The sequence below is a fragment of the Citrobacter sp. Ce006 genome, assembly GCF_030336535.1.
Taxonomy (GTDB): Bacteria; Pseudomonadota; Gammaproteobacteria; order Enterobacterales; family Enterobacteriaceae; genus Citrobacter; species Citrobacter europaeus.
On the sequence record NZ_JAOWDO010000072.1, the window covers coordinates 731,925 to 744,204 of the forward strand.

The 12,280-nt window shown below is 52.0% G+C and carries 14 protein-coding genes; 8 read left to right on the forward strand and 6 right to left on the reverse strand.

The features are described 5' to 3' along the window. Positions 1-9 precede the first annotated feature (9 nt). The 3 genes from OGV94_RS17775 to OGV94_RS17785 all read right to left on the reverse strand — a co-directional run bounded on the left by OGV94_RS17775 (position 10) and on the right by OGV94_RS17785 (position 2,422). Entirely contained in the window at positions 10-291 is a 282-nt protein-coding gene (locus OGV94_RS17775; protein ID WP_043015721.1) for a hypothetical protein, read from the reverse strand. 107 nt (positions 292-398) lie between these two features. After that, on the reverse strand, positions 399-1,214 hold the full coding sequence (locus OGV94_RS17780; protein ID WP_043015722.1) for a Cof-type HAD-IIB family hydrolase: 816 nt from the start codon (positions 1,212-1,214) through the stop codon (positions 399-401). Next, a complete protein-coding gene (locus tag OGV94_RS17785) occupies positions 1,214-2,422 on the reverse strand; it encodes an MFS transporter (RefSeq protein WP_213733479.1) in 1,209 nt (402 codons plus the stop codon). The genes OGV94_RS17780 and OGV94_RS17785 overlap by 1 nt, the downstream gene beginning before the upstream one ends. An 85-nt stretch (positions 2,423-2,507) precedes the next feature. On the opposite strand from OGV94_RS17785, the gene OGV94_RS17790 reads away from it, so the two are divergent. Next, a complete protein-coding gene (locus OGV94_RS17790; protein ID WP_043015724.1) occupies positions 2,508-3,068 on the forward strand; it encodes a TetR/AcrR family transcriptional regulator in 561 nt (186 codons plus the stop codon). Here the strand turns inward: OGV94_RS17790 and OGV94_RS17795 are convergent. After that, a complete protein-coding gene (locus tag OGV94_RS17795) occupies positions 3,055-3,852 on the reverse strand; it encodes an SDR family NAD(P)-dependent oxidoreductase (RefSeq protein ID WP_213733480.1) in 798 nt (265 codons plus the stop codon). The genes OGV94_RS17790 and OGV94_RS17795 overlap by 14 nt on opposite strands. A gap of 269 nt (positions 3,853-4,121) precedes the next feature. Further along, complete coding sequence (locus OGV94_RS17800; RefSeq protein WP_043015726.1) at positions 4,122-5,807, reverse strand: aspartate:alanine antiporter; 1,686 nt, start codon at positions 5,805-5,807, stop codon at positions 4,122-4,124. A gap of 270 nt (positions 5,808-6,077) precedes the next feature. Here OGV94_RS17800 and OGV94_RS17805 point away from each other — a divergent pair, with 270 nt between their 5' ends. Beyond that, entirely contained in the window at positions 6,078-6,458 is a 381-nt protein-coding gene (locus tag OGV94_RS17805) for an inner membrane protein YbjM (RefSeq protein WP_043015727.1), read from the forward strand. Positions 6,459-6,492: 34 nt separating this feature from the next. Here the strand turns inward: OGV94_RS17805 and OGV94_RS17810 are convergent, their stop codons facing one another. Next, positions 6,493-6,756 (reverse strand): GrxA family glutaredoxin, encoded by a 264-nt coding sequence (locus OGV94_RS17810; RefSeq protein WP_016152408.1) that lies wholly within the window; start codon positions 6,754-6,756, stop codon positions 6,493-6,495. Between the two features lie 172 nt (positions 6,757-6,928). Between OGV94_RS17810 and OGV94_RS17815 the strand changes: the two genes are divergently transcribed. The 6 genes from OGV94_RS17815 to potG all read left to right on the forward strand — a co-directional run bounded on the left by OGV94_RS17815 (position 6,929) and on the right by potG (position 12,272). Beyond that, entirely contained in the window at positions 6,929-7,219 is a 291-nt protein-coding gene (locus OGV94_RS17815; protein ID WP_080625477.1) for a YbjC family protein, read from the forward strand. Further along, positions 7,203-7,925 (forward strand): nitroreductase NfsA, encoded by a 723-nt coding sequence (gene nfsA, locus OGV94_RS17820; protein WP_047412393.1) that lies wholly within the window; start codon positions 7,203-7,205, stop codon positions 7,923-7,925. Before OGV94_RS17815 ends, nfsA begins: the two co-directional genes overlap by 17 nt. Before the next feature lie 59 nt (positions 7,926-7,984). Then, positions 7,985-8,887, forward strand: coding sequence for a 30S ribosomal protein S6--L-glutamate ligase (gene rimK / locus OGV94_RS17825; protein WP_043015730.1), 903 nt, complete (start codon positions 7,985-7,987; stop codon positions 8,885-8,887). 90 nt (positions 8,888-8,977) lie between these two features. Next, positions 8,978-9,454: a type III secretion system chaperone family protein gene (locus OGV94_RS17830; protein ID WP_047412390.1), complete on the forward strand. Its 477-nt coding sequence runs from the start codon at positions 8,978-8,980 to the stop codon at positions 9,452-9,454. A 433-nt stretch (positions 9,455-9,887) separates the two neighbouring features. After that, positions 9,888-11,000, forward strand: a complete 1,113-nt coding sequence (gene potF, locus OGV94_RS17835) for a spermidine/putrescine ABC transporter substrate-binding protein PotF (protein ID WP_043015732.1) — start codon at positions 9,888-9,890, stop codon at positions 10,998-11,000. Between the two features lie 138 nt (positions 11,001-11,138). Then, positions 11,139-12,272, forward strand: a complete 1,134-nt coding sequence (gene potG, locus OGV94_RS17840) for a putrescine ABC transporter ATP-binding subunit PotG (protein ID WP_286523884.1) — start codon at positions 11,139-11,141, stop codon at positions 12,270-12,272. The last annotated feature ends 8 nt before the right edge of the window (positions 12,273-12,280 follow it).

Sequence of the window (12,280 nt, forward strand, 5' to 3'; positions counted from 1 at the left end):
GGCGACAACTTAGTGGTGATCGTCAATCTGATGTTCGATAACCATCCCTTCACCAACGCTTGCAACATGTCGCGCATAAGGATGTGCGCGATAAACAGGAGCCGGGGCAGGTGCCGGAGCAACATACACCGTTTGCGGCGCGGAAGTCACGCTGACCGCCTGCGGAACGCTGACGGAAGAGGGTACAACCACCACCTTGTAACCGCTGGGAACGTCAACAGTAACGCTTTGCGCAAATGCTGTTCCCGCAAAACCCAGCAACAATGTCGCCATCAGTATACTTTTCTTCATAATCCGCTCGCCTGAAATATTCACCGGAAGTAATAATCCAGTGGGTTAATTTGAGGCGGATTATGAATAGATCATGCCATTATTTTGTTGCCGTCTGTGCTGAGGCATTAATGCGTAAACGGTGCTTCATTCTTTAACACGCGGTCGATAATATCCAGCACAGCCTCTTCGTTGTTCGACCCCGCGCGATATTTAGCCGCCTGGATAACCGGCTCATGGGCGTTGGCCATTGCAAAACTAAATCCTGCCTGACGCAGCATCTCAATATCATTTCCGCCATCGCCAAACACAACAACCTCATCGTCGTTAATATTCCAGCGGTGTTGCAGCAGGCGCAGACCATTTGCCTTATGCACGCCGGGAATAATTAAATCGATACTGCCGTAGCCGGTATGCACCGGCACCATAATGTCGCCAATGGCTTCATGCAGATCAGCCTGCACCTGCGGGATACGGTCGTCGGAAATATTCAACCCGAACTTGAAGAAAACGTCGTTAAGATCGTCAAAATTATCTACAAATTCAAGACGATGATAATACATGGCGGAAACAGTTTTATGCTCGTCGCTGTACTGCTTCAGCGTATAGGCGCTGCTTTTACCACAGGCGATAATGTCGATGTCCGTGCGGGTCAGCAGATGCTGCACGATGGCATGAAAATCGTCTTTCGCCAGCTCGCCGTTAAAAACATCTTCGCCTTCACTGACCACCCAACCGCCATTTTCGGCAACAAAAGAGATTTCACTGGCCAGTTCAGGGAAAAAGGAGATGAGCTGGTAATACTGGTTGCCGCTGGCGACCACGAAGCGGATCCCTTGTTCTTTCATCTGACGATATTGCGCCATAAAGCGCTCACGGTTATAGGTTTTTTGGTCGCTTAAAAATGTGCCGTCCATGTCGACCGCAATTAATTTGATACTCATTAGCTGTTCTCCATCACAGTGGTATTTTTGAGATCTGGTTTCGCCACCGCTTTTGCGACGATGGCGGCGACAAGCACCAGCGACAGCACCACCAGCATAGCGCTGCGCAGGCCGTAGTGTTCACCCAGGTAGCCCAGCAGTGGCGGTCCTACCAGGAACGCCAGATAGCCGGTCGTTGCGACAACGCTGACGCGGGTTGGCGCATCGGGGCCGGTGTCGCTGGCAGCCGAAATGGTCAACGGGAAGCCCAGTGATGCGCCGAGTCCCCACAGAATAACGGAAACACCTGCCACCCAGGAGCTGTCGACAAAAATAATCAGGCTAATTCCGAGTGCGCCCATCAGCGCACTGGCACGCACCACCGCGACGCGGCTATAGCGGTCGATGAACCAGCCGCCGGTAAATCGTCCAACGGTCATACCCAACGTAAAGCCGGCATAAATCAGCGAGCCTGATGTCGGGCTAAATCCATGTCCGTCCACCATTAGCAGCGGAAGCCAGTCGTTGGCGGAACCCTCAGCAAATGCCATCGCCAGCACCACGACGCCAATCAGCAATAGCTGGATATCGCGATAAAAAGGCAACCCTTTTTCGCCGGAGTGAGTTCCGTCAGCGGCATTTTTACCCGTGCCGTCAGGAATCGCTTTGATAGCGATGAAGATAGGGGTGATTGCAACCATCGCCGCCAGCAGAATATGCGCGGTCGCCGGGACGCTGAAGGCGGTAAGCATCATTCCGACCCCTGCACCTGCCAGCGTTCCCAGGCTGTAAAAACCGTGCATCATCGGCAGCACGGTTTTATTAATTTCGCGCTCAACTGCCGCACCTTCGACGTTGATGGCGACTTCTGCCGCGCCAAAACTGGCACCAAATACGCCCAGGCCAAACGCGAAAAGCCAGGCGGAATGCAGCCAGAGCGCCCCGCTGAGGATTGCCATTCCGAGAACTGCGCAAGACATGGTGGTGCGGATCACTTTACGCGTGCCAAATCGTTTCACCAGCCAGGCCGAACAAAGAATGCCACTCATCGAACCGATAGAGAGTCCAAATAGCACCGCGCCCATTTCAGCGGTGGAGATGGAGAGAATATCTCTGATGGCAGGGGTACGCGTTGCCCAGGAGGCCATTAATAATCCTGGTAAAAAGAAGAACGTGAACAGCGCCCAGGTACGACGTCTTAAGGCTTTGCGTGATGAGATGCCAGTCATGAATTCGAGCCAAAGAAAAGAGGAAAGAAGACAACATTAGCAAGGTTGTGTACATTTGTACACAAATGCAAGAAGAGGTAATGCAGTGCGACGTGCGAACGATCCGCAGCGGCGGGAAAAAATAGTTCAGGCAACTCTGGATGCGGTAATAGCCCATGGTATTCATGCGGTTACACATCGCAAGATTGCGACAATTGCTCAGGTGCCCCTAGGGTCTATGACCTATTACTTTTCGGGTATCGATGAGCTTTTGATGGAGGCGTTTGGCCGTTTTACTGACAGGATGCTGCTGCAGTATCAGGCCTTTTTTGCCGACGTTAAGGATGCGTCGCAGGCTTGCCAGGCTATTACCGATATGATTTACAGCTCTCAGGTCACCACGCCTGACAACATGGAGCTCATGTATCAGTTATATGCCTTCGCCAGCCGTAAACCGGCGCTAAAAACGGTGATGCAAAACTGGATGCTACGCAGCCAACAAACGCTGGAGCAGTGGTTTGACCCGGTGACGGCGCGGGCGCTGGATGCGTTTATTGAAGGGATGACGCTGCATTTTGTCACGGACAAAAAACCGCTGCAGCGAGAAGATATTTTGCTGATGGTGGAGCGTATAGCGGGCTTGTCCGCGACAGTCAGTTCTGGGTAGCGCCCCCGGTAATATTCACCACCGTGGCGGTGATTGCTGCTGCATGGTCTGAAGCCAGAAAGGTCATTACCTCAGCAATTTGAGCAAGCGTAGGCAGGCGCCCGAGCATGGTGCTTTGCGCCGCGCCCGCTAACCATTGATCGACGGTTATACCCATTGATTGCGCTTTTGCGGAGAAAATCTCTCCGGTATACGAGCCGGCCGCTACCGCGTCCACAATCGCATGTGATCGCACGCCGACGACCCGAACATTTGCCGGTCCCAGTTCGCTGGCGAGCGCTTTAATAAAAGCCTCTGTTCCCGCACAGCCGACGATGTGACCCAGATGTCCAGGCATCGCCATCGGGGCCGCGGGCGCGACAACGGTGAGAATGACACCCGCTCGATTGCCGCCCATGTGCGGCGTTACAGATTTTGCGATATTGAACTGCGCCGAGAGGAAAGGGGTGATACCGCTCATAAACTCAGGGAGGGATAATGCCTCAATGCGCTTGCCCTGCTCATGCATAAAGCCGGTCGCGTTAACTACCACATCTATTCCACCGGTTTGCTGCGCAAGTTGAGTAATTTGTTTTGATGCGTCGTGTTCGTCGAGTACATCGGTGATAAAGGTGTCGACGGTACCGCCTGCTGTTCGAAGGCGACTGGCCGTCCAATCCAGCTTTTCCTGACTGCGCGCGCCCAGGTACACATGGGCACCTTCGCGCGCCATGGCCTGCGCAACCGCACTACCAATAGCCCCGCTGCCACCGAAGATCACCGCGACTTTGCCTGCGAGCAACATAGCTTACTCCCGTCACCATTAAGCACCGAGTAAAAGTATGTGCCATAACCGGCGTGCTGCAAATATAGGGCGACATTTCCGGGGGAGGAAGGAGGGAGGCAAAATACAGGCAACAAAAAACCCATCAACCTTGAACCAAAACGGCGGGGTTGATGGGCTCCACAAATTGGGGACATCAAAGAAAAGCAGTGGCAATAGTTATGACTGACGCCTTGAAGAAAAGTTCTGCTTACCTGCAAAAAATTTTCGTTAAAGGGTAAATCTCAGCGCTAACCAAGGCCAGGCCAGACAATGACGATGAGTGTCCCCGCTAATGTCAGCAGAACGTTGGCAATCGCGTAGGTCCCGGCATAGCCTAATGCGGGGATGTTACTGCGAGCCGTGTCGCTGATGATTTCCATTGCCGGAGCGCAGGTACGCGCGCCCATCATGGCACCAAACAGCAGGGCGCGGTTCATACGTAATACGTAAGCACCGAACAAGAAACAGATGACAACCGGCACCAGGCTGACCACCAGACCGGCAATCAGCATTTGACCACCGACAACGCCAAGGCCATTGCCAATGCCGCTGCCCGCGCTTAAACCGACGCCTGCCATAAATACCATCAGGCCAAACTCTTTGACCATGTTCAACGCCCCCTGCGGGATATAGCCAAACGTTGGGTGGTTGGCACGCAGGAAGCCCAGCATGATCCCGGCGAACAGCAGTCCAGCCGCATTCCCGATGCCGAAGCTGAAATTACTGAACTGGAAGGTGATCATCCCGATCATCAGACCGATGATAAAGAAGGCGCAGAAGGCCAGGAGATCGGTCACCTGACTGTGAATGGAAATGAAGCCGATACGGTCGGCAATGGTTTTTACGCGGCGGGCATCCCCACTGACCTGTAGCACATCACCTTTATTAAGCACGACGTTGTCATCGATAGGCATTTCAATCTGGCTACGGATCACGCGGTTGAGGAAACAGCCGTGGTCGGTCAATTTCAACTGGGCCAGGCGACGGCCAACGGCATTGTGGTTTTTCACCACAATTTCTTCAGTGACGATGCGCATATCGAGCAGATCGCGATCGAACACCTCTTTCCCATTACGGAAGCTGGGGTCGAGGCGGGCATGTGCGTCCGGATAACCCACCAGGGCTATTTCATCGCCCATTTGCAGTACCGCGTCGCCATCCGGGTTGGCCAGGATGCCGTTGCGACGGATGCGTTCAATATAACAACCGGTCTGGCGATAGATACCCAGTTCGCGCAGATTTTTGCCATCGGCCCATGCCACCAGCTCCGGACCAACGCGATAGGCGCGGATCACCGGCAGATACACTTTGCGGTTGGCGTCTGTGTCCAGACCCCGTTCACGTGCGATTTGTTGGGCGCTGGTTTGCAGGTCCTGATGCTGAAGTTTTGGCAAGTAACGCGCACCAACAATCAGACTGACCAGACCAATCAAATAGGTGAGGGCGTAGCCGAGGCTCAGGTTATCAAGGGCGGTTGAAAGCGATGTTCCCGACATTCCCGAATGGCGCAAGGTGTCACCTGCGCCGACCAGCACCGGCGTGGAGGTCATCGAGCCAGCCAGCATACCCGCCGTCAGGCCGATGTCCCAGCCAAACAGCTTACCCAGCCCCAGGGCGATCAGCATTGCGCTACCGACCATCACCAGAGCAAGCATTAGATAATTTTTCCCATCGCGAAAAAAAATCGAAAAAAAGTTGGGGCCGGCTTCGACGCCGACACAAAAAATAAACAGCATAAAGCCGAGATTTAATGCGTCAGTGTTAATACTAAAGTGCTGCTGACCTAATAATAGGGACACCACTAAAACGCCAATGGAATTACCGAGTTGGACTGAACCCAGGCGTAATTTACCCAGACACAGGCCCAGTGCCAGGACCACAAATAATAACAGGATGTAATTCCCATTTAACAAATCTGCGACGTTTATATTCACGGAGACTAACTTCTTGTTTACTAGTAAGCTATTGAAAGAAATGGCAATTTACGCTAATGTTTTTGCCAGAAATTAAGGGGGCGACAGCTTCGTACACAGCCCCGAATAATGCAGCGTAACAATATATGCGGCTAGTTTAATCTCATTACGTATCAACGGCTATAAGAATCGTGTGAGTGTGTTTTTGGCATGGAATGCCAGGTTACTTTATCTGACTGGACGCCTGCGGGCGAAAAGAGTGTTCGATAGAGAATGTGTCAGGAGGAACGATTGAAACATAAGCAAAGTTGGGCGGGTGCGGTCTGTTGCTTTGTGCTCTTTATTGTGGTGTGTCTTTCATTAACGCTGAACGTGAAAGGGGCATTCAGGGCGGCAGGGCATCCTGAGGTCGGATTGTTGTTTTTTATCCTGCCTGGTGCTGCAGCAAGTTTTTTCTCCCATCGTCGGGAGGTGCTCAAACCCCTTCTTGGTGCCATGTTGGCGGCGCCGTGCTGTCTGTTACTGATGCGGTTCGTTTTTATGCCGACGCGTTCATTGTGGCAAGAGCTGGCGTGGTTGTTTAGTGCGGTGTTTTGGTGCGCGCTTGGCGCATTATGTTTTTTGTTTATCAGTAGCCTGTTCAATCAGCATCAACGACGGAAAAAGAACTGATGACGCCCTCCAGCGGAGGGCGTAGAAACAGCTATCAGGCGAACAGATTCATGTTCTCTTTTGCCCACGCTTCAAAATCCGTGCAGCCGCCGATGTGTTTTTGATCAACAAAAATCTGCGGAACGGTTTCGACTGGCTTACCTACCGTCTTTTCCAGATCGGCTTTCGTAATACCTTCGGCATGGATATCAATGTAGCGGAAGTTAAAATCGTCATGCTCATTGCTTAATTTTTCTGCTAATTCTTTTGCGCGCACGCAATACGGGCACCCTGGACGACCAAAAATAACGGCAAACATCTCTCTCTCCTCGAACTTATCAGGCCGGATGGCAATACTGTTTATGATGCCGCGATTTGTGACGGATGAAAAGCAGGTTCAGCCTGTTGCTTTGATATCCTCAAGCTATAACTGTTAAACACGACAAGCCGGAACGTTTTATAATGAAAGCCATTTTGCCGGGAGGCCGCTTATGCGCACAATTGGTACATTACCCAAAAGCGTATTGATGCTGGAAATCATAGGGATGGTTTTGTTATCGCTGGCGTTGCTATCGCTTAACGATTACCTCTCTTTACCCGCGCCGCTTAGCAGTCCGTTAGCCTGCGTGGTGATGATATTTCTGGGTGTGCTGCTGATGCTCCCCGCTGCGGTGGTATTAACGTGGCGTATTGCTCAACGGCTTGCGCCGCAGCTGATGTCACGAGCCCCCGGCGATTCTTCCCGTTCAGACAGAGAAAAAAGAGATGACGCCAACCATTGATCTACTTCGTAGCCATCGTTCCATTCGCCATTTCACCGATGATACCATTTCGGATGCGCAGCGAGAGGCGATAATTGCCGCCGCTCAGGGTACATCAAGTTCCAGTTTTTTACAGTGCACGACGATTGTTCGCATAACGGATAAAGCCCTGCGTGAATCACTGGCTACTTTATCCGGTGGACAAAAACATGTGGCGCAGGCCGCTGAATTCTGGGTATTTTGCGCTGATTTTAATCGCCATTTGCAGATTTGCCCTGACGCGCAACTCGGGTTGGCGGAACAGCTGCTGCTGGGCGTGGTTGATACCGCGATGATGGCGCAAAACGCGCTAACAGCTGCAGAGTCTTTGGGGCTTGGCGGCGTGTTTATTGGCGGCCTGCGTAACAACATTGAGCCAGTCACCGAACTGCTGAAGCTCCCGCAACACGTTCTGCCGCTGTTTGGGCTGTGTCTCGGCTGGCCTGCCGATAACCCGGATATCAAGCCGCGTCTGCCCGCATCGCTTGTAGTGCACGAAAACCAGTATCAGCCGCTCAATAAAGATGTTTTGTCGCAATATGATGAGCAGCTCGCGCAGTACTATCTGACCCGAGGCAGTAATACGCGCCGTGACACCTGGAGCGACCATATTCGCCGTACCATCATTAAAGAAAGTCGCCCCTTTATCCTGGAATATTTGCATAAACAGGGATGGGCCACGCGCTAAAGATTTTAACCCAGTGTATGATACGCCAGCTTTTACCAGGTCATTCAGAGAGGTGCAGGGTGAAAATTGCCATTTTGTCCCGGGACGGAACGCTCTATTCTTGTAAACGCCTGCGTGAAGCGGCGATGCATCGCGGTCACCTGGTAGAAATTATCGATCCCCTTTCTTGCTATATGAACATTAGCCCGGCGGCGTCCTCTATTCATTACAAGGGCCGGCAGCTTCCCCATTTCGACGCGGTGATCCCAAGGATTGGTTCAGCGATTACCTTTTACGGTACGGCGGCGTTGCGCCAGTTTGAGATGCTGGGTAGCTATCCGCTGAATGAATCAGTAGCGATTACACGGGCGCGCGACAAGCTGCGTTCGCTGCAGTTGCTGGCGCGTCAGGGCATCGATTTACCCATCACCGGTATCGCCCACTCTCCGGACGATACCAGCGATATGATTGATATGGTTGGCGGCGCGCCGCTGGTGGTGAAGCTGGTTGAAGGCACGCAGGGGATTGGCGTGGTACTGGCGGAAACGCGCCAGGCCGCAGAAAGCGTGGTGGATGCCTTTCGTGGGTTGAATGCCCATATTCTGGTTCAGGAATATATCAAAGAAGCGAAAGGGCGAGATATTCGCTGTTTCGTGGTAGGTGACGAGGTGGTGGCGGCCATTGAGCGCCGGGCGAAAGAGGGCGATTTTCGTTCTAATCTCCATCGCGGCGGGGTTGCCACGATTGCGAATATTACGCCGCGCGAAAGAGAAATTGCGCTCAAAGCCGCTCAGACAATGGGCCTGGACGTTGCAGGCGTTGATATTCTGCGCGCTGAACGTGGGCCGCTGGTTATGGAAGTCAACGCGTCTCCCGGACTTGAAGGGGTGGAGAAAACCACCGGAATAGATATTGCAGGCAAGATGATCCAGTGGATCGAGCGTCACGCTACGCCTGAATTTTGCCTTAAAATCGGCGGCTAAGCACAATATCGATTTCGATCGTGGTATGACACGATCTTTTTGCGTAAGCTGTGCCGGTATTTTTTTCATCAATAGAGGTCGCACATTATTATGACATCACTGGTCGTTCCCACTCTGGATACGTTGCGTCAATGGCTCGACGACCTGGGCATGAGTTTTTTTGAATGCGATACCTGTCAGGCGCTGCATTTGCCGCATATGCAGAATTTTGACGGCATCTTTGATGCAAAAGTTGATTTGGTCGATAACGTCATTCTGTTTTCCGCGATGGCGGAAGTCAGACCTTCTGCACTGCTGCCACTGGCCGCCGACCTGTCTGCGATTAATGCCAGTTCACTGACGGTGAAAGCCTTTCTGGATATGCAGGATGATAATCTGCCAAAGCTGGTGGTTTGCCAGTCTTTATCCGTTACGCCAGGCGTGACGTTTGAGCAGTTTGAATATTTTGTTCGCCAGAGTGAAGAGCAAATATCGATGGTGATCCTCGAAGCCGGTGCGCATCAGCTGTTATTTAACGCTGAAGAAGATGCGCAAAACAGCAGCGCTGAAGTTCATTTCCTCCATTAATTCTTCCTGAATCTGGACATATATTGCGCAGCCGCTGCCAGAGCGGTTGCGTATTGCCCGTTTTTATTCTGCGTTTAACCTTTCATTAAAGAATTATTCACCTCGATTCAGCGCGTTCCGCTTTATGTCATAGACAATTCTTGCATAAAAAATTGATAAAAGACGTTTTTTAATCTGGGCTATATCCACAATTCCTGGCTAAAGTTATTCTTGCGAAGCTTACCAACGCCATCATTTAAACAGCCCCTTGTGACCTGACCTGCGGCCACAATGTATGTTGAATGCATAGGCGGATGCCAGCGAGCAATAGCGGCGTGAGGAGAGGCCTCTCTTTTCATTGGTGCCGCATGAAAGAATATGCACGTTTCTTGCATATGATTAGAGTGTGACATTTTTGTTCGTTTGTTAACGAACTTTCAGAAGGAAAGAGATTATGACCGCCTTAAATAAAAAATGGTTATCAGGCCTGGTTGCGGGCGCTCTGATGGCTATCTCTGCCGGTACGCTCGCTGCTGAACAAAAAACGCTGCATATTTATAACTGGTCTGATTATATTGCCCCGGATACGGTGGCTAATTTTGAAAAAGAGACCGGAATTAAGGTTATCTATGACGTATTTGATTCCAATGAAGTGCTGGAAGGTAAGCTCATGGCTGGCAGTACCGGCTTTGACCTTGTTGTTCCATCCGCCAGTTTCCTTGAGCGTCAACTGACTGCAGGCGTCTTTCAGCCGCTGGATAAGAGCAAATTGCCGGGCTGGAAAAACCTCGATCCTGAACTGCTAAAGCTGGTGGGTAAACACGATCCGGACAACAAGTTTGCGATGCCGTACATGTGGGCCACGACCGGAATTGGCTATAACGTGGATAAAGTCAAAGCGGTGCTGGGGCCGGATGCGCCGGTTGATAGCTGGGATTTGATCCTCAAGCCAGAAAATCTGGAAAAACTCAAAAGCTGCGGTGTCTCTTTCCTTGATGCTCCCGAAGAGGTGTTCGCCACGGTGCTGAACTATTTGGGTAAAGACCCAAACAGTACCAAAGCGGATGATTACACCGGGCCGGCAACGGATCTGCTGCTAAAACTGCGTCCGAATATTCGCTATTTCCACTCCTCGCAGTACATCAACGACCTGGCAAACGGTGATACCTGCGTCGCGATCGGCTGGGCCGGGGACGTATGGCAGGCAGCAAACCGTGCGAAAGAAGCGAAAAATGGCGTCAATATCTCATTCTCCATTCCTAAAGAAGGTGCAATGGCGTTCTTTGACGTGTTCGCGATGCCAGCCGATGCGAAAAACAAAGATGAAGCCTATCAGTTCCTTAACTACCTGCTGCGCCCTGATGTGATTGCGCATATTTCCGACCACGTGTTCTATGCCAATGCCAACAAAGAAGCGACAGCACTGGTCAGCCAGGAAGTTCGTGACAACCCGGGCATTTACCCGCCTGCGGATGTTCGCGCCAAGCTGTTCACGCTGAAAGTTCAGGATCCGAAGATCGATCGTGTCCGTACTCGCGCCTGGACGAAGGTAAAAAGCGGAAAATAACCTGATGTACGGGACGTGACCCGGCAGGATTTACGCCTGCCGGGCAGTATCGATCCCGGACACACAAAACCCGGCAATACGCACCACCGTGGTGCGTTATTTGCACCGTTTCTTTGTTTTATGCCGGAGAGCACCTGAGTGAATGATGCAACCCCACGCCCACAAGCGAAAATCCGCAAGGCGCTGACCCCGCTGCTTGAAATTCGCAATCTGACCAAGTCATTTGACGGTCAGCACGCCGTTGATGACGTCAATCTTACTATCTACAAAGGTGAAATATTTGCTCTGCTCGGCGCGTCCGGCTGTGGCAAATCGACCCTGCTGCGGATGCTGGCGGGATTTGAACAGCCGACAACCGGGCAAATTATGCTTGATGGCGTCGATTTAGCGCACGTTCCGCCTTATCTACGTCCGATTAATATGATGTTTCAATCCTATGCCTTGTTTCCGCATATGACGGTAGAGCAAAACATTGCCTTTGGCCTCAAGCAGGACAAACTGCCGAAGGCTGAAATCGCCAGCCGGGTGAATGAGATGCTGGGCCTGGTGCATATGCAGGAGTTTGCCAAACGTAAACCGCATCAGCTTTCTGGCGGTCAACGCCAGCGTGTGGCGTTGGCGCGTAGCCTGGCGAAAAGGCCGAAGCTGCTGCTGTTGGATGAACCGATGGGAGCGCTGGATAAAAAGCTCCGTGACCGTATGCAACTGGAAGTGGTGGATATTCTTGAACGCGTCGGCGTGACCTGCGTAATGGTGACGCACGATCAGGAAGAAGCCATGACGATGGCGGGGCGCATTGCGATCATGAACCGTGGCAAATTTGTCCAGATCGGCGAACCGGAAGAGATCTACGAGCATCCGACCACGCGTTACAGCGCAGAGTTTATCGGTTCGGTTAACGTCTTTGAGGGGCTGCTGAAAGAACGGCAGGAAGATGGTCTGGTTATTGAGTCTCCAGGTCTGGTGCATCCACTGAAAGTTGACGCCGATGCTTCTGTTGTCGATAACGTCCCGGTGTATGTTGCGCTGCGCCCGGAAAAAATTATGCTCTGCGTAGCTCCTCCGCCAGAGGGATATAACTTCGCGGTAGGCGAAGTGGTGCATATTGCCTACCTGGGTGATTTGTCGGTGTACCACGTACGTTTGAAAAGTGGCCAAATGCTGAGCGCTCAGCTACAAAATGAACATCGTTATCGCAAAGGATTACCAACCTGGGGTGACGAAGTCCGTTTGTGTTGGGATGCGGACAGTTGTGTGGTGTTGACGGTTTAAGGAGCGAA